Source organism: Sphingobium sp. L-44 (genome assembly GCF_056859495.1).
The window spans coordinates 112,963-131,268 of record NZ_JBSXOQ010000117.1 but is presented as its reverse complement, the minus strand read 5'-3'; the positions used below and the strand labels follow the sequence as shown (position 1 = coordinate 131,268).

The window sequence follows — 18,306 nt, the reverse complement described above, 5'->3', positions numbered from 1 at the left end:
CGATGGTTAAGCATGTCCCAAAATCAGGCAACCTCGATCGGCGCGACCTCATAACCCGCCGCGCCCAGCGCCGTGATCAGCCGCTGGAGATGGGCGCCATCGCGGGTCTCGCACTCGACGTCGAGGCTGAGCCCCTTGGCCGGCAGATTGGTGAAGATGCGCTGGTGCGACAGTTCCAGGATGTTGACCGCTTCCTGATCGAAGATGCGGGCGACATGGAACAGCGCGCCGGGCCGATCCTGCAGGATGATGCGCAGGCGGGCGAGACGGCCCGAGCGGGCAAGATCGCGCAGCAGCACATTGGCGAGCAGACGGGTGTCGATATTGCCGCCGGTCAGGATCAGGCCGACATTGCGACCGGCAAACTGCTCGCGATAGCTGAGCAGCGCGGCCAGGCCGGCGGCACCGGCGCCCTCCACCACCGTCTTCTCGATCTGGAGCAGCAGGCTGACCGCTTCCTCCAGCCGGCGTTCGGTGACCAGCAGCACATCGTCGGCCAGACGCTCGACGAAGCGGCGGGTGAGTTCGCCCGGCTGCTTCACCGCGATCCCCTCGGCCAGCGTATCGCCATCGCAGGCGAGGTCCGCGCCCTTGATGAAATCATACATCGACGGATACAGCTCCGCCTGCACGCCGATCAGGCGGATATCCGGCTTCATCGCGCGCGCCGCCGTTGCGATGCCCGAGAAGAGGCCGCCGCCGCCGATCGGTATGATCAGCGTGTCGATCTGTGGCGCATCCTCCAGCATTTCCAGACCGACCGTGCCCTGGCCGGCGATGATGTCGGGCTCGTCGAACGGATGAATGAAGGTCAGGCCCTGCTCCACCTCCAGCTTGCGGGCATGGGCATAGGCGTCGTCGAACTTCTCGCCATATTGGACGACGGTGGCGCCATGACCCTGGGTCTGGGTGACCTTCACGATCGGCGTGGTGGTGGGCATGACGATGGTGACGGGCACGCCAAGGCGCTTGCCATGATAGGCAAGGCCCTGGGCATGGTTGCCGGCCGAGGCGCCGATCACGCCCTTGGCCTTGGCCGCTTCATCGAGTTGCAGCAGACGATTGAGCGCGCCGCGTTCCTTATAGGCGGCGGTGAACTGGAGATTTTCGAACTTCAGATAGACGTTGCAGCCAAGCATTTGCGAGAAGGTCTGGCTAATGAGCGTCGGCGTCTTGACGATCGACCCGGAAATGCGTGTCCGGGCCGCAAGGATGTCATCGACGGTGACGGGCAGCGGCAGGGCGCCCTCTATCTTGCTCAGCGTGTTCATGGCGCAGCGCCCTAACGCAAAATTGCCGGTGAAGAAACTGGCACTTGCCGAAAACTGGCCCTATGGCTTGGTTGCACGCACGAAATGTACGAGGCTTATGGCTAATATCGCGTTTATCGGCCTGGGGGTCATGGGCGGCCCGATCGCGGGGCATCTGGCCAAGGCGGGGCATCATCTGACCGTCTACAATCGATCGATCGGCAAGGCCAAGAGCTGGGCCGAGGCCTATGGCGGCGAGGTCGCGATCAGCCCGGCCAAGGCCGCCGAGGAGGCCGACATCGTCATCAGTTGCGTCGGCACCGACGATGACCTGAGCCAGATCACGCTGGGGCGCGAAGGCGCGTTCCGCACGATGAAGCCGGGCGGCCTGTTCATCGACCATACGACCGTGTCGGCGCGGATCGCGCGGCAATTGTCCGTCGAGGGCGAGAGCCTGGGCCTGCACTGCGTCGATGCGCCGGTGTCGGGCGGACAGGCGGGCGCCGAAAATGGCCGGCTGTCGATCATGTGCGGCGGGTCCGCCCCGGCAGTGGCGGCCGCGACGATCGTGATGCAGGCCTATGCCGCGCGCATCGTCCATGTCGGCAAGGCCGGCGCGGGCCAGACGACGAAGATGGTGAACCAGATCTGCATCGGCGGCGTTCTGCAGGGCCTGGCCGAAGCGATGCGCTTTGCCCAGGCGGCGGAACTGGACCTGGACAAGGTGTTCGAGGCGATTTCGGGGGGCGCAGCGCAAAGCTGGCAGATGGACAATAGATGGAAGACGATGGCGCAGGACAGTTTCGATTTCGGGTTTGCGGTGGACTGGATGCGCAAGGATCTGGGGCTGGCACTGGAGGAAGCGCGGGCCAATGGCGCGACCCTGCCGGTGACGGCGATGGTCGATCAATATTACGCCGACGTGCAGGCGATGGGCGGCCATCGGCAGGACACCAGCGCGCTGGTGCGGCGGATCACCCGCGCATGAGGAAGACGATGCTGGCGGCGATCGCCGCGCTTGCTCTGCCGATGCCCGCTTACGCATCGGGCGTGATCGACAATGTGAACGGCATCGCCATCGGACCGGATGGCAAGATCGTCCATTTCGGTGCGCTGATGATCGACGATGAGGGCAAGGTCGAGAAGCTGATCCAGGGCCGCTATCAGGAGCCCGAGTACAAGCCCAAGAAGCCCAAGCGCGGCCAGCCCTGGCCCGAGCGACCGAAAGGCCCGAGCTTCAAGCTGGACGCAGGCGGCAAGACGCTGATCCCCGGCCTGATCGACGCGCATGGCCATGTCATGGGACTTGGCCTGTCGCTGATCACGCTGGACCTGTCCGACACGAAATCGCTGGCCGAAGCTCAGGCGAAGATCCGCGCCTATGCGCAGGAAAATACCGGCCGCAAATGGATCATCGGCACCGGCTGGAACCAGGAGACATGGGGGTTGGGCCGGTTCCCGACCGCCGCCGAACTGGACGCGGCCGTGGGCGACATCCCGGTCTGGCTGGAGCGGATCGACGGCCATGCGGGCTGGGCCAACAGCGCGGCCATCCGCGCGGCCGGCGTCAGCGCGACGACCAAGGCGCCGGCTGGCGGGCGGATCGAGATGGCGGTGGGCAAGCCGGCGGGCGTCTTCGTCGACAAGGCGATGGACCTGATCCAGAAGGTCGTGCCCGCCCCTGCCCCCAAGGATCGCGACAATGCGCTGGAAAAGGCGCAGCGCGCACTGCTGGCAGTGGGGATCACCGGCATTGCCGACATGGGCACCAGCATCCAGGATTGGCAGGCCTTCCGCCGGTCGGCCGATCGCGGCGCGCTGCGCGTGCGGATCATGTCCTATGCCTATGGCCTCGACAATATGGTGCTGATCGCCGGGCCGGAACCCACGCCCTGGCTGTATGACGATCATCTGCGCATGGGCGGGATCAAGCTGCTGCTGGACGGCGCGCTGGGATCGCGTGGCGCCTGGCTGAAGGCGGATTATAGCGATGCGCCCGGCCAGCGCGGCCTGCCGATGATCCCGTCGACCCAGTTGCGCAACATCATGAGCCGGGCGGCGATGGACAATTTCCAGGTTGCTGTCCACGCGATCGGCGACGCCGCCAATGGCGAGATACTCGACGCCATTCAGGAAATGTCGGACACCTATAGCGGCGACCGGCGCTGGCGGGTCGAACATGCCCAGATCATCGATCCGGCCGACCTGCCGCGCTTTGCGCGCTATGGCACGATCGCGTCGATGCAGCCGGTGCATGAAACGTCGGACTGGCGCATGACAACGGCGCGGCTGGGCGAGGCACGGCTGAAGGGCGCCTATGCCTGGAAGGCGATGCTGGACAATAAGGTGCCGTTGGCATTCGGTTCGGACGTGCCGGTCGAAAGCCCCAATCCCTTCCCCGGTATCGCTGCCGCCATGTCGCGACAGGACGCCAAGGGCGAGCCGGCCGGCGGCTGGATGCCCGAGCAGAAGGTGAGCTTCGAGGCGGCGCTGGACGGCTTTACCCGGCAGGCGGCCTTTGCCGGCTTTGCCGAGAAGAAGTTCGGCAGCCTGGTGCCCGGGCAGCGGGCGGACTTCCTGCTGATCGACCGCAATATCGAGACGGCCAGCCCGACCGACATTCGCGGCACGCAGGTGCTGGAAACCTGGATCAACGGCAAGCGGGTCTATGTGAAGGGGCAGTAGCCCCTTCGCTCACATTGCGTTGTCGGCGGCGTTCATGGCGTCGTCGATCGTCTCGGGCAACGGCGGCTGGACCGGGCGATCGCAACCGGCCAGCTTCATATGGGCGCGCAGCGTGTCCATGCGCCCGAGGTTCCAGCGCGCCAGCGGCACGCCGAGCGGGCGGAATTCGGCGCGGTCGAACAGCTCGACCACATAGGTCTTGCACAGCTCATCCACCTGATCGAGCGTCAGCATGCCAAGGTTCATCACCATCGGCTTGCCCGGCACGCCGTTGCGGCCACGCACCAGATCGGTGACGTAAAGGCCGCCGCGCGGATCGACCAGCACGACATCGGCACGCGAGGTGTCGATCATCCGGTGGCTGGCGGCATAGGGCTCGACGAAAACATGGGTGCGCCAGACCAGGAAGCCGGCGGTCAGCAGCGTCACCAAGAAACCGATGAAGATTGGCCGCATCGCGCCCTGTGGCCGGAAGCGCGCCCAGCCAAGTCCGCCGAGCAGGCAGAAGGGGCCGATGAAGCCATGGGCATAGCGGAAGCCCCAGCCATAGCCCTGCGCCAGCGCCAGCAGGCAACCGGCAAGGCAGCCCAGCGCCAGCGGCAAGGCGATCTCGCGCCCGCGGATCGCATCGCGCCAGCGCATCGCCAGCACGCCCAGGCCCGCGAGCGGCACCATCAATATATTGTTCCAGGCGGCATAGCGGCTGAGATTGACCAGTGGTTGCCAGCGATCGCCCAGACGCTGGAACAGGCTGCCCACCTTGTCCGCGACGCCGGCGGAGGGACGCACATCGGTCGGCGCGCCCAGCGAATGAAGCAGGAATCCGGGCCAGATCTTGGCCCAGACGATGACGATCGCGACCAGGGTCAGCGCGTGGAAGGCGGCCACGGTCCAGCGCCGCGCCAGCAGCATCCAGAGGATGAAGGGAGCGATGAAGATGGGCGGGAAATGCCATTGGTGCAGCCCCGCCGCGATCAGCGCGACCACGCCGGCCGACAGATGGCCGGCAATGCCGCCGCGCAGCACCAGCGCCAGCCAGACCATGTTCAATGCGAAATGGCCGGTCATGGCATAGGGGGTCATCGCCGTGACCCAGAGCTGGGCCGAGGACAGTCCCAGCAGCATCGTTACCCAGACGGCATCGGGCCGGTCGGGGAAGAGATGGAGCGCCACCCGCCATAGCGAGAAGAGGCCGAGCACCAGCAAGACCGGGCCGGCGAGATTGGGGTCGCCGATCTGCCAGAACAGGGCCTGGATCGCGCTGTTCACCGGCAGATAGGCGGCGGTCCAGTAATCGGCGGCGCCGAAGGGCGAGAAGAATTCGGGCATGATCGCCCGGCGATAGGGTTCCCATTCGACCGGGATCGGCCGGGCGAACAGGCCTTCGCGCATATAGGCGGCGGCAAAGCGGGCCACTTCCTCGTCGCGAGAAACCGAATAATCCTGGAACAGGGCATAATGGCCGGCCCAGGCGGCAAGGCCGAGCAGCACGACAATCGGCACGATGATGCGCGCGCGCGGTTGTGGCAGGCGAAAGCCCATCCCCTCCGCAAAGGGGGCGGCCAGCGCCAGCAGGAACAGGCCGATCATCAGCGCCGGGAAATCCTGGTCCAGAAACAGGATGACGGCGAGACTGACACCCTGACGCCAGGTCACATGCCAGAGGAAGGTCGCACCCAGCCACAAAGCGAGGCCGATCGCCCCGGCAAGGAACAGGCGCCGCGCGCTGACGAAGGGCATTCCCTTCGGCATCAGCTGTCCAGCAGCGCCTTGTTGACGAAGATGCCGTCCATTTCGACCAGCAGCGGGAAATGGCCCTTGTTGTTGGCGAAGAAGGCGGAGGGAACGAAGGCGCGCGCCTCCAGCCAGTCGATCATCGCGCGATAGCCGGTGCCGCCTTCATAGATGGGACGCACGCCCAGTTCGGTCTGGACGCCGGCCATGTCGGCGATGACGCTCCCCGCCCCTTCGCAGACCGACAGGTCATGGCCCTGCGTGTCCATCTTGAGGAAGGGCCGGGCAAAGCCATGCGCGGCGCGCAGTTCGGGCAGCAGGCTGTCGAGCCGGCGGCACTGCATCTCCACCGTCTTCATCACCTTGTTGCGATCGGCGAAGATCGCGTCCTGTGCGCCCGACGGCGCCTTCAGCGAGCTGAACTGGTCGGCGGCCATGATGTTGAAGCTGGCGGCGCCGTCGAAATCGGACAGGGCCATGTTGAAGACATGCCAGTTACGGTCCGACGCGGCGGCCTTGCTCAGTTCGGCAAAGACGTCCGGGTTCGGCTCGAAGGAGAGGATGGTGCCGGCAAAGCCCGCATCCTTGCGCGCCATGGTCGCATATTGGCCGCGATTGGCGCCGACGTCGAACAGGCAGTCGATGGCGAAGGCGGACAGGAAGCGCTTGAGCGCCTGGATTTCGGGATATTGATGGACGCGGCCGGCCAGCGCTAGGCGCAGGGCCAGCGCGCGGTCCGACAATTCGCGGACATAGCGGTTCATGCGCGCAGCACCTGGCGGTAAATATCCATCGTCGCCAAGGCCATGTCCTTCCAATTGCCCATAATATCTCCATAGGCGCGCGCCCGCGCACCCGCTGCCTGCCTGATGGCCGCGCTTTCGATCAGCGGCAAGAGGGCTTGGGCGAGCGCCGCCGCATTTCCGGCCGGAACCCGCGTGGTGACGCCGTCCGGCAGGGTGCCGAACATGCCGGCGTCCGACGTCACCATCGCCTTGCCATGGTGCAACGCCGACAGGAAGGCGCCGCTCGAATCGATATGGCGATAGGGAAAGACCATCAGGTCGGCTTTCGCCATATGCGCGTCCAGCCGAGGCTCGGTGAGGAAACCGAAATCGGTGATGAGACGGTCGCCGAAGCCGGCGGCATGGACCGGATCGAGGATCGGGGCGACATCCATGAAGGGTTTACCAGCCAGCACCAGTTCGAAGCGATGGCCCGCGCGCCAGAGCGACACGCAGGCCTCCACCAGCAGGTCGACGCCCTTGTACGGGCGGATCGTGCCGAAGAAGAGGATGCGGGGCGCGGCGGGTTCGGGAATGGCGGCGAGGTCCGCCGGGGTGGCGGGCGCAAGGCGCATCGGCGGGTGCGGCGTCACATGGATGCGCGCGGGATCGACGCCCTGCCCGACCAGCGCCCCGCGCGTCGTGTCGCCATGGACGATCAGCGCATCGAAGCGATCGAGCAGCGCGCGATAGCCGCGCCCCTGCAGGCCGCTGTCGGCATGATAGGCATCGGCATTATGGACGGTGTGGACGAGCGCGGTGCGGCCCTTGAGCCGATCGAGCATCAACCGGTCGGCCGGCGCCAGCGGCAGCCACTGGACATGGGTCACGTCCGCGCCGGTCATCGCGTCGAGATTGCCGAGCGCGCAGGTCAGGCCATATTCGGCCGCCTTGGCGAGACGGAAGGCGCGCCCCTCCCCCAGCCGATCGCGCAGGGCCTCGCTGCGGCGAAAGAAGCGCGGGGCGTAGCTATAGCCCTGCGGCACGATCGCATCGGTGGCGCGCATCGGCCGGCCGAGCAGGGTGACGTCCGCCCCCGCCTGCGCCAGGCCGGCGCACAGCCCGTCATCATAGCGCCCGGTGAAGAGCGACGGATCGAGCATGGCAATCTTCATGCGCGCACCAGCCGGCGCAGCGAGGCGAGATGGAGGCCGGCGGCCAGCATCAGGGTCAGGGCATAGAGGCCGAGGAAGCCGAGATCGAAGCGATCGGGCCAAAGCGCGCCGGCGAGCGGAACGCTGAGCAGCGAACCGGCAAGGAAAGGCAGCGAGCGCTGGAGCAGATGGGCAAAGCGGCCGAGCGCGGCCTGGACATAGACCGAGACGCAGATGACCGACAGCGCGACCAGTGCCAGCGCGGTGAGGCCAAGGTCGGCCTGGTCGATCGCGGCTCGGCCGTCGAACAGCTTGTCGAACAGCCAGCCGCCGATCAGCATCAGCAGCGCCGAACCGGCGAGCGCGAAGAAGAGCGCGGCGCCGAGCGCACGGGTCAGAAGCTGGCGCACGCGCGCGCCTTCGCCGGCATGATAGGCGCGGGTGATGCGCGGCAGGGCCGCTTCCACCATGGCGCGCACCAGCATCGAGAGCGAGCGCGACATCTTGAAGAAGAAGTCGAACAGCAACATCGGCCGGGCATCGCTGGTCGCCATGGCGATGGTGAAATAGGGCGCGTTATAGGCGACGATGTCCGACACGGTGAAGGCCGCCGACGCGCCGATATCGCGCAGATAATGGCGGCGCACATGGCCGCCGCCGACACGGAAGGCGAACCAGTGGCTGCGGCGCATATTGAGGCGGCGATGGACATGGACGATGGCATAGCCGATCACCAGAACACTGATCGCCAGTTGCAACGCGACCGACAGGCGCGGGTCGAGCCCGAACAGGATCGCCGCCAGCAGGCCGATCGTCGCCAGGCGGCGGGCGCAATCCAGCCCTTCCCACAGGAAATTGCCGTCGATCGCCGCCAGCGCCCGCTTGGCAAGCAAGGCCGGCAGGTTGAGACAGGCGGTGAGAAAGAAGAGCAGGAACAGCATCGGCATGGCGGTATGCAGCCCGCCCAGCGCCAGCGCGCCGAGCAGGAGGACGACCGCGCCGGCGATCAGCAGCCCGAGGAAGAGGAAGAGCACGCCCATTTCCTCCAGCCGGAAGCCGCCATCGGCCTCCTCATCGCTGCCCAGCCAGAAGCGGCGCAGGCGCGCATAGATGATGCTGGTGAGGCCGAATTCCGCCGAGATGGTGAAATTGCCGAAGGCGACGAGCAGCAGGAAGGCCTGGAACTCCGCCAGCGGCAGCACCCGCACGAAGACGAAGGTGACGGCGAAGCCCCAGATCATCACCAGCCCGACATTGGCGAGCTTGACCAGCGCGAGCATGCGGGCGGATGCCTCCATCCGCGCGAGCATGCTCACTGCGTCGCTGTTCCCAGCGGCTTGCGCGCCCGGAACAGCCGATCATCGAGCGCATAGAAATGGCGCGTGTCGGCGTCGATGTCGCGCGCGTCGATTTCCTCCAGCGCGAAGCCGGCGGCGCGGATGCGATCGGCAAAGTCGAGGCCATATTGGCGGACATGGTCCCACTGGCCAAAGCGCCGTTCGCGCTCGCGCGGGGGGATGTCGAAGCTGCCATCCTCGGTCGGCTTGTCCCACAGCGGCACGATCAGCCAGGCTTCGCCGCCGGGCTTGAGCGCGCGCAGGATATTGCGCAGCACGGCCATGTCATCGGGCACATGCTCCATCACATGGCTGGCATAGAAGAGGTCGTATCGATCGGTGTCGGACAGCGCCATCAGGTCGACCTTGTGCATGCCGGGCACGGTATAGCGCGCGGGATCAAGATCGGCCGGGACATAGTCGGCCGCCGCAGAGAAGCGCTTGACCAGGCTCCCTTCATTGGGGGCCATGTGCAGGATCGCGCCGTCGGTCGGCACGGTCAGCACGCCCTTCATGAGGAGATAGTTCATCAGCCGCTCGCGCGGTGAAGCGCTGCAATTGGGGCAGCCCCATTCGCCATTGTCGCCATAGCGGAAGAAGCCGACGACCGTCATGCCGCAGGCCGGGCAGCCGCGATTGGCGGAGGCACCCAGTGCCTTGCGCAGGTCGAGACCCAATTTGGTCAGATGCTTGCCGGCGGCCTTGGCCACCCGCTGGACAGTAATCACGCCATTCTCCGCTCGGTATCAGCTTCCGGCCTATACAATATGGCGCGGCTTTGGCGAGAGGGGATCAACGCGAAAGACTATCGCGACTGGGCAGGATTCCAGATTGTGACGGTGCGGCCGCTCATCGCCTTGAGCACGCCCTGCAAGGTGGCGGCATAGGCGATCATGATGTCGACCAGCGCGGCAAGCGGCCCGCCGCGCGAGCGCAGGCCGATCCAGGCGAGCAGCGCAAGGCCGATCGCGCCGAGCATGTAGAGCATGGGCGACAGGCGCAGTGCCAGCGCGCCTGCGGCGATCGCGCCGGTCAGGATGAAGGCGCCGCCAAACCAGCGCACGATCTTGCGCGAGGCATATTTGAACCGGTCGATCGCGGCCATGCGGCGCAGTTGCGGGCGCAAATGGCTGTGCGTGTGCCAGGCGCGCGCGGCGATCCGCACCTTGCGCCGATATTCGTCCTTGCGCCCCGTCACCAGCCGCTCGCGCGCAATCACATCCTTCGCCTTCACCAGCCGCTTGCCGGCGAAGACCACCGCCATGGAGACGGTGAGGTCGTCCAGCACGCTATCGGGAAATTCCGGATAGAGAGAGCGACGGATAGAGAAGATCGAGCCGTCGGCGCCCAGCACATTGCCGGTGCGCGACTCCTCGTCCTTCAGTCGCTCCTCGATCCGCCAGTAGAGCGAGCCGACGGCGGCGGTCGCGCTGTCGCCCTCGCCCAGATAATGGAGCGAGCCGAGCACGCCGCCGATATCGGGATCGGCATAGCGGGCGAGCAGATTATCGATCGCGTCGGCATCCAGCAGCACATTGGCGTCGGTGAAGATCAGTATGTCGCCTCGCGCACGGGCGGCCAGCAATTTCATGCCATGCGCCTTGCCGCTGCGACCCGGCCCGCGCAGCAAAGTGACGAGATCGCCCTGCGCCGCGATCAGCGCGGCGGTCTCGTCGGACGATCCATCGTCAAAGGCGAGGATTTCGAGCGTGGGATGCCGGCCTTTCAGCATCGCCAGATTGGCGAGCTTTTCCGGCATCGCACCCGCCTCATTATAGGCGCAGAAAAGCAGCGACGCGCTGGGCACCGGGCAGGCGACCGGCGTTTCCGCGCGGGTTGGCAGCATCCGCAGGATCAGCGGATAAAAGAGGAAGGGCCAGGCGACGGCGACCAACGAGGCCAGCAGGACGAGGGCGAGCAGCAGGTTGGTCACGGTCAATAGGCCTTGTGATGGACCAGCACGCCCAGCGTCGCGACGATGATGCGCAGGTCGCGCCAGATCGACCAGTCGCTGACATATTCCAAGTCCGACTGGAGCCGGTCGATCAGATCCTGATGATGATCGGTTGCGCCGCGATGGCCGCGCACCTGGGCCAGGCCGGTCATGCCCGGCTTGATGCAATGCCGTTCCCAATAGCGGGCATCGACCTCCCAATAGAGGCTGTCGCCTGCCTTGGCGGCGGCGGCATGGGGGCGCGGGCCGACGACGCTCATGTCGCCGTTCAGCACATTGAAGAGCTGGGGCAGTTCATCGATGCTGGTCTTGCGCAGGAACGCGCCGACGCGGGTCACACGATCATCGTCGCGCCTGGTCAGCGTTGCGGCCTTGTGGTCGCTCGCCTCGGTCCGCATCGAGCGGAACTTGTAGATGGAAAAGGGCCGCCCATCCTTGCCGATGCGCGGCTGGCGGAAGAGGATCGGGCCGGGGCTGGTCAGCTTCACCGCCAGAGCGGCGCCGAACAGGACGGGCGACAGCGCGATGGTGGCAATGGTGGCGACGATGATGTCGAACAGCCGCTTGATCAGGCGGTCGCGGAATTGCAGCGGGCCGCCGGCGACGATGATCGTCGGCTGGCCGTCAAACTCGTCCACCCGCGCGGGGGCGAAGCGCAGCAGTTCGGGGACGACGATCTCGCCCCGCGCCGAGAGCGACTTGAGTGCCGCCGACCAGTCATCCATCCGTTCGAGCGGACAGGCGACGATCACCCGCTCCGCCATGCCGACCGCAGCGGCCAGGCGTGCGGCCATGTCGGCATCATGGCGTTCGGGATGGAGATTGGCGGCGTCCGCCTGGATCACCTCCATATGGGCGCCGGTCTCGATCGCGACCCCGTCCATGATGACGGCGGTGAGATGCGGAACATCGCCCAGCAGCCGGACGGCGAGGCGCGCGACGGCCAGACGCACCAGCGCCAGCGTTGCGGCGCCCAGCAGCAGGCCGGTGAGGAAGGTCAGACGGGATAGCTGTTCGGCGATCTTGCCCAGATAGACGATCAGCAACATCAACAGCGCCGCCTGCGCCAGCGCCAGCAGCGCGCGGAAGATGCCGCGGCGCACGCGATCCAGCGTGTTGATGCCATAGGCACCGCCCTGCACCGCGAGGATCGCATAGAGCGGCGCGACCATCGAGAACATCACCAGGCCATGGGGCTTGCCCGGTTCGCCCAGAAAGGCGCCGACGACCAGGAAATTGGCGAGGAGGAAGGCGATGAACAGCCCCGCCATGTCGCCGGCCAGGCACAGCGCATAGAGGCGCAGCCGCACAATTTCCTTCGAGACAGTCAATGAGGCGCCCTGCATGATCATTATGCTGTCCCGTTGGCACCGGGCGGGGCCGGTTGCAAGGCCCGCACCCTAAATGCAGTCACCTGTCGTGCAAATCGACACGAGACCGATAATCGGCTGCGCAATTACGATCCCGACGGCATAGATTATAAAAAGGGTCAGTTGCCATACCGATTTACCGTTCGGCCGAGGTGGAAGGCATAGCCATAGACCATATAGCCCCACGAAGATCGACAGTGTCGCAGCGGCGATGGCGGCCAAGCTCCCATACCAATGAGGCCGAACGAAATGCGCAAAGCCTAGCCAGATCAGCCACGGCCCTATCAACGCCAAAAAACTGCCAAAAGGCGCGCGCAATACGCCGGTCACGCGCCGAACAGCCGGCCGAGCGCCTTGTCGAGCATCACCATTTGCCAGAGCAGCCGGCCATGATCGGCCATGCCAGCCTTGTGATCGGCCGCGACCTTGGCGAGCATCTTCGTGTCGAACCAGCCGGTGCGGGCCAGCGCCGAGCCGCCGGCGACCGCCGTCGCCTCACCCGCCAGCGCGCCGCGGAACCAGGCGCTGATCGGCGTCACGAAGCCCATTTTCGGGCGGTAGAGAATATCCTGCGGCAGGAAGGGCTCCATCGCCTTCTTCATGAGATATTTGCCGCTATTGCCGCGAATGCGCTGGGCCACCGGCAGGCGGGCGGCAAATTCGACCAGCCGATGGTCGAGCAGCGGCTCGCGCGCCTCCAGGCTGACGGCCATGCTCATCCGGTCGCTCTTGGTCAGGATGTCGCCGGGCAGCCAGATGCGGATATCGGCATATTGGGCGCGATCGAGCGGATCGCGCGCCGGGGCATTGGCCATCGCCTTGATATAGCGATCCTCGGCGCGATAGGCGCCCAGTCGGCTCTTCATGTCCTGGCTGAAGAGACGCTGACGCAGCGCATGGGGCGTGACCCCGACCGAGGCGGCATAGGCCTCGCCACCGTCGCCGGCCAGTTCGAGGAAGGTCGATTTGGCGCGCAGCGGGCGCGGCGCCCAGTCGGCCTTGGGATAATAGCGGCCCAGCGTCCCGAACAAGGGTTCGCGCACCGACGCGGGGATCAGGCCGCGCAGCCTTTCCCCCTGCATCTGGAAGCGGTGGCGGCGATAGCCGGCAAACGCCTCGTCCGCGCCGTCGCCGGACAGGGCCACCGTCACCTGCTCGCGCGCCAGTTCGCAGACCCGGTAGGTCGGCAGCGCGGAGGCATCGGCAAAGGGCTCGTCGAAATGGAAGGCCAGCGTGTCGGCCAATCCATAATCATCGGGTGATACGATGCGCGTGCGGTGATCGGTGGCGAAGCGCCGCGCGATCCGGTCGGCATAGGCGGTTTCGTCCAGGCTGGCGACGTCGAAGCCGATGGTGCAGGTCTTGACCGCCTGGTTCGACGCCTCCGCCATCAGCGCGACGACGCTGCTGCTGTCGACGCCGCCGGACAGGAAGGCGCCGAGCGGCACGTCGGACACCATGCGCGAGCGCACCGCCTGACGCATCAGCGCGACCAGTTCCTCCTCCAGCGCCTCGGGCTTGGCCTTGCTGCGATCGGCGAAGCTGATGTCCCAATAGCGTTGCGGATGAGGCAGCGGACGGCCGCGCACGAGGCGCAGCGTCTCGCCCGCGCCCAGCTTGCGCACGCCCGCGACCATGCAGGCATCGTCAGGGACATAGCCATAGGCCAGATAATCCTCGACCGCGCTCAGGTCCGGCGCGCGGCGGAGCAGCGGATGAGCAAGCAGGCTCTTCAGTTCCGATCCGAAGATCAGGCTGCCATCCGACAGCAGGGCATAATGGAGCGGCTTGACCCCCAGCCGGTCGCGCACCAGCCAGAGCGACTGGGCGCGCGCGTCGAACAGGGCGAAGGCGAACATGCCGTTGAAGCGATTGACGCATTCCTCGCCCCATTGGCGATAGCCGTGCAGGATGACTTCGGTATCGCTGTCGGTACGAAAGACATGGCCCTTCGCCTCCAGTTCGGCGCGGACCTCGGCGAAATTGTAGATTTCCCCGTTGAAGGTGACGACCAGGCTTTCATCCTCGGTCAGCATCGGCTGGGCGCCACCGCCAAGGTCGATGATCGACAGGCGCAGATGGCCGAGGCCCACGCCCGGTGCGGTCCAGATGCCGCTGCCGTCCGGGCCGCGATGCGGCATCACGTCCAGCATGGCGCGCACCCGCGCAGGATCGACCGGCTTGGCCGTTTCGAGATGGAAGATGCCCGCAATTCCGCACATTGTTACGGTCCTAGCCTATGCCCGCGCTGCGGTCAGCCAATTCCTTCACATTGCCCAGATCGCGCAGGAAGGCAGAGATCGCCGCGTCGGAGGGATGGCCGGGATGCTCTTCGGCGGAAACGAGGATCGCGACCGAGCGCGGATCACGACCGAGCAGCCGGGCCAGCATGGTCTGGATCTTCACCTCCGGCTTGCTGCCGGTCGGTGCGCCCTGCCCCACCACATAGAAGCTGACGACATGGCGGACCAGCGGGCCGGGACCGGTGATCTGCTCGCCGCGTGCGTCGGTGGGTGCCGGTGCGGGCGAGGACCAGGTCCATTCCTTGTCGGGATCGACCGCGCCCTGGCCGAAACCAACGAGTTCGCGCTTGTCCTCCTGCCGGTCAAAGGCGGCGACGACGAGGTCCACGACCTGTCCGTGCGCATTGGCATAGCGGCCCGAGATGAAATGATCGGCGCCATCGAAGCGCGGTTTCCAGGGATAGGTCTGGGCGGCACTGGTGCGGGTCCAGCCCGGCACCGCCGGCAGATCGATGCGCGATGGCAGCGGCCGGGCAGTGGCCGCAGTGGCCGCCAGCCAGAGCGGCGCGGCAACGATGATGCCGAGTGCGATGGCCGCCAGCATACCAGCCGGCGCCTGCCGCCGGACAGGGCGCTGCAGCGGCACGGGATCGAACCAGGGGTCGCCGGGCTTGCGATCGAAAAATGGCCAAGCGGTCGCCATCACGATGATCATGATGATCGCGAAGAACACCCAGCCATAGACGACATGGTCGAAACCGACGGCGGCATCCACCGTGGTCAGATGGGCGACCAATATGGTGGCGAAGGCGCGCACGCCATTGGCCAGCACCGACAAGGTGAGTGCCCCGACCATGAACAGGATGCGGCGCGGCCAGCTCTGGAAGCAGACATTGCAAACCAGCGCGCCATAGGCGGTCATGGCGATCAGGAATTTGGCGCCCGAACAGGCCTCCGCCACCTCGAAATAGCCGGTCGGGGTGGTGATGAAGATGCCCTCCATATGGGCGGGCACGCCGGCCAGCGTCAGGAACATCATCGAGAGATGCGCCGTCACCAGCTGGAGATGCGGCACGATCTCCTCACCGAAGGGGACCATGAAGAAGGCGTAGAAGAGCGGGAAGAGCAAGGCGCGCGCCACCATCGGCCCGAGCAGCGCGATCACCGCGCCCTGAAGCATCAGGACCAGCGCGCCATGGCGGACCATCGCGACGCCCGCCGCCGCGCCGAGCAGCCAGGCAAAGGCGCCAAGGCCCAGCCAGATCAGGCCCGGCGGCCAGGCGACCGGCTCCAACTGGCGCAGGCCGGGCAGACGCTGCTGCACCAGCCAGGCGATGAGGATCGGGATGAAGAGACAATGGCCGAAGGTGGACGCGTTCCACCAGATCGAAACCATCGAATAGAGATCGTCGAAGAAGAGCGTCAGGATGGCAGCCGCGACCACGCCGAGCGCGGTCAGATGGCCACGCCAGCCGGCAAGGGCCATGCGCGGCATGTCGGCAAGGGAACGGGCGCGATCGGTCATGCGGCCTGCGGGTCGGCCTTGCCCGGCGCGCCGAGCAGCAGGTCGGGCAGACCGCCGAGCGTCGCCGACCAGCGATAGCGGTCCTCGACACGGCGGCGGGCGGCGAGGCCGAGCTGAGCCCCTCGCGCCGGATCGGCGAGCAGCGACAGGATCGTCCCAGCTTCGGCCGCCGGATCGGCCGCGATCAGGAAATCGCGGCCATCGACCGCATCAATGCCTTCGGCAGCCTGGGGCGAAGCAACGACCGGACGGGCCATCGCCATCGCTTCGAGCACCTTGTTCTGGATACCCCGCGCGATACGCAGCGGCGCGACCACCAGATCGGCAGCGGCCAGCCAGCCGCGCACATCGGGCACGCCGCCGGTGACGATGACGCCCGGCAGATCGGCGAGCGCCTGCACCGGCTTCGATGGGTTGCGGCCGACAATGGCGAAGCGCGCGTCGGGGCGTGCGGCCTGGATAGCGGGCAACGTCTGGCGCGCGAAACTCTCCACCGCCTCGACATTGGGGCGATAATCCATTTGGCCGGTGAAGACGATCAGCGGCCCTGCCCCCTTCTCGACGGCCGGGAAATCGGCCGCGGGGTCGAAATAGTCGAGCGCCACGCCATTTTCGAGCGCGACGATCCGGTCGGCGCCAAGGCCGCAGGCATCGCGAAACAGCGCCGCTTCGGCTTCGCTAACGAAGCTGCAGATATCGGCGCGGGCCGCGACCTGACGCTCGAAATCGAGCAGCACGCGGCCCTCGCGGCGGTTGATCCAGCCCATCGGGCCGGAACCCTGCGCGCCATAAGCGGCATATTTGGCCGAATCGAAATCGACGAAATCCATCAGGAACCGCACCCCCGCCGGCAGCATGGGCACGAAATGCGCCATCTGCGCCGAATAGGCAATGACGGCGCGGATCGGCCGTTCCGCCATGACCTGCGCGACCCAGCGATGCAGGTCCGGATGATCGAACAGCGACACCAGCAGCGACTGGCCGCGCGCCAGACCCGAGAGGCCGGCGACGATGCGCGAACGGTCGCGCATCAACACGCACTGGCTGGCCGTCAGTTGCGCCATGTCCGGGGCAAAGCCCATGTCGCGATCATCATCGGCAAAGCAGCCGACATGGACCGGCGCCATCTGCGCCAGCCGCTGGAGCAGATGATAGGACCGGATCTTGTCGCCCCGGTCGGGCGGGAACGGGATACGATGGCAGAGGAAAAGAAGCTCGCCCGTCATCCAAGGCCCCGCGCGATATGCGGACCGATGAGGTTGGCGACGGGCAGCGGCAGCTTCTTCCACAATTCCACCTTGCGCCGATATTGCGGCGAGAGCGGGTTGACGTCACGCGTCTCCTTGCCCGGCGCGGTGCGCAGATGATAGCCGAGCGGATCGCCCTCGAACCCCCATGTCTTCTTCCAGGCTGCGGGGCCGGTGCCGACCTTCGACCGGCCAAAGTCGAAATGGGTGAGGCCGCGCTCGCGAGCCTGGCGCATCAGGGTGAAATAGAGGACTTCGTTGGAGCGCATCGCCCGTGCCTCCAGCCCGGCGCCATGCCAATAGGGCATGCAGGCGCCGCCATGATAGAGGCTGATGACCGCCGACAGGGGCTTGCCGTCCTTCGACACCATGGCGATGTCCGCATCCGCCCCGAACCGGTCGAGGATCGCATCGAACAGCGCGCGCGGAAAGACCGGCGTGCCCAGATTATGGACGCTCTGGCAATAGAGGCGATAATGGATATCGCGCAGCCGCTGGTCGTGCCCGGTCTCGAACTGGAGGTCGTTGCCGAGGCCCTTGCGGATTTCCGCGCGGTGGCGCTTGGGGATCGCCTTCAGTTCCGCCTCGTCACCGGCGGCAAGCGCGCGGGAGAAACCGAGATAAGCGTCGGCCTTGTTCTGCCATGAGGCGCCGCCGGGCGCTTCACCGCCGCGCAGTTCCAGCGTGTCACAACCCAGTCTTTCCGCCTGATACCAGGCGGCATCGGCCAGCTTGGCGATCGCCTTGCGATGGGTTGCGAGGATGCCGCCATCGACCGCGAAGCCGCTGCCGACCAGCGCCTTGCCGAACAGGGCCGAACGGATATGGGTGAGCGGCAGCACGCCGTTGATCTCGCCCGAGGGCGTGCGGGCGACCAGCATGATCGCCTTCTGGCCGGTGCCGGCCTCCACACCCATGATCCAGGCCGGTCGGTGAAAGGGCGTCGAGCCCGGCTGGGCGCAGACCCAGGCATCGATTTCCGCCACGACAGCCGGATCGGACAGGCGCGCCTCTCCGACGATGACGCTCAGATCGACAATCGCATTCATCTGCTCATTCCCTCAGTACCCTGGCACCAACAT

General features: G+C 66.4%; 14 protein-coding genes. 2 read left to right on the top strand and 12 right to left on the bottom strand.

Features of this window, described 5'->3' with window-relative positions; translation table 11 throughout:
* Positions 1 to 23 precede the first annotated feature (23 nt).
* Positions 24 to 1,271: a threonine ammonia-lyase gene (locus AC13EK_RS21355; protein WP_004212176.1), complete on the bottom strand. Its 1,248-nt coding sequence runs from the start codon at positions 1,269 to 1,271 to the stop codon at positions 24 to 26.
* A 97-nt stretch (positions 1,272 to 1,368) separates the two neighbouring features.
* Here AC13EK_RS21355 and AC13EK_RS21350 point away from each other — a divergent pair, with 97 nt between their 5' ends.
* Positions 1,369 to 2,238 (top strand): NAD(P)-dependent oxidoreductase, encoded by an 870-nt coding sequence (locus AC13EK_RS21350; protein WP_010339958.1) that lies wholly within the window; start codon positions 1,369 to 1,371, stop codon positions 2,236 to 2,238.
* An 8-nt stretch (positions 2,239 to 2,246) separates the two neighbouring features.
* Positions 2,247 to 3,935, top strand: coding sequence for an amidohydrolase (locus AC13EK_RS21345; protein WP_069337220.1), 1,689 nt, complete (start codon positions 2,247 to 2,249; stop codon positions 3,933 to 3,935).
* Positions 3,936 to 3,944: 9 nt separating this feature from the next.
* On the opposite strand, the gene AC13EK_RS21340 is transcribed toward AC13EK_RS21345, so the two are convergent.
* The 11 genes from AC13EK_RS21340 to AC13EK_RS21290 form a co-directional block, all read right to left on the bottom strand.
* Positions 3,945 to 5,687: an MFS transporter gene (locus AC13EK_RS21340; protein ID WP_483022379.1), complete on the bottom strand. Its 1,743-nt coding sequence runs from the start codon at positions 5,685 to 5,687 to the stop codon at positions 3,945 to 3,947.
* On the bottom strand, positions 5,687 to 6,433 hold the full coding sequence (locus AC13EK_RS21335; RefSeq protein ID WP_069337218.1) for an FkbM family methyltransferase: 747 nt from the start codon (positions 6,431 to 6,433) through the stop codon (positions 5,687 to 5,689). The genes AC13EK_RS21340 and AC13EK_RS21335 overlap by 1 nt, the downstream gene beginning before the upstream one ends.
* Positions 6,430 to 7,569 carry a glycosyltransferase family 4 protein gene (locus AC13EK_RS21330; protein ID WP_069337217.1) on the bottom strand — a complete coding sequence of 380 codons (1,140 nt, stop codon included), beginning with the start codon at positions 7,567 to 7,569 and terminating at the stop codon, positions 6,430 to 6,432. Before AC13EK_RS21330 ends, AC13EK_RS21335 begins: the two co-directional genes overlap by 4 nt.
* Positions 7,566 to 8,846: an MATE family efflux transporter gene (locus AC13EK_RS21325; protein ID WP_069337238.1), complete on the bottom strand. Its 1,281-nt coding sequence runs from the start codon at positions 8,844 to 8,846 to the stop codon at positions 7,566 to 7,568. Before AC13EK_RS21325 ends, AC13EK_RS21330 begins: the two co-directional genes overlap by 4 nt.
* A 14-nt stretch (positions 8,847 to 8,860) precedes the next feature.
* Positions 8,861 to 9,613: a class I SAM-dependent methyltransferase gene (locus AC13EK_RS21320; RefSeq protein WP_069337216.1), complete on the bottom strand. Its 753-nt coding sequence runs from the start codon at positions 9,611 to 9,613 to the stop codon at positions 8,861 to 8,863.
* 77 nt (positions 9,614 to 9,690) lie between these two features.
* Entirely contained in the window at positions 9,691 to 10,818 is a 1,128-nt protein-coding gene (locus AC13EK_RS21315; RefSeq protein WP_069337237.1) for a glycosyltransferase, read from the bottom strand.
* Between the two features lie 2 nt (positions 10,819 to 10,820).
* Positions 10,821 to 12,191 carry a sugar transferase gene (locus tag AC13EK_RS21310; protein ID WP_069337215.1) on the bottom strand — a complete coding sequence of 457 codons (1,371 nt, stop codon included), beginning with the start codon at positions 12,189 to 12,191 and terminating at the stop codon, positions 10,821 to 10,823.
* A 344-nt stretch (positions 12,192 to 12,535) separates the two neighbouring features.
* Positions 12,536 to 14,431, bottom strand: coding sequence for an XrtA/PEP-CTERM system amidotransferase (locus tag AC13EK_RS21305; protein ID WP_069337214.1), 1,896 nt, complete (start codon positions 14,429 to 14,431; stop codon positions 12,536 to 12,538).
* A 10-nt stretch (positions 14,432 to 14,441) separates the two neighbouring features.
* Positions 14,442 to 15,977, bottom strand: a complete 1,536-nt coding sequence (gene xrtA / locus AC13EK_RS21300) for an exosortase A (RefSeq protein ID WP_069337213.1) — start codon at positions 15,975 to 15,977, stop codon at positions 14,442 to 14,444.
* The gene (locus AC13EK_RS21295) at positions 15,974 to 17,203 is read right to left on the bottom strand and encodes a TIGR03087 family PEP-CTERM/XrtA system glycosyltransferase (protein ID WP_069337212.1); all 1,230 of its coding nucleotides are present in this window, start codon (positions 17,201 to 17,203) and stop codon (positions 15,974 to 15,976) included. Before AC13EK_RS21295 ends, xrtA begins: the two co-directional genes overlap by 4 nt.
* Positions 17,200 to 18,273: a FemAB family XrtA/PEP-CTERM system-associated protein gene (locus AC13EK_RS21290; protein ID WP_069337211.1), complete on the bottom strand. Its 1,074-nt coding sequence runs from the start codon at positions 18,271 to 18,273 to the stop codon at positions 17,200 to 17,202. The genes AC13EK_RS21295 and AC13EK_RS21290 overlap by 4 nt, the downstream gene beginning before the upstream one ends.
* Between the last annotated feature and the right edge of the window lie 33 nt (positions 18,274 to 18,306).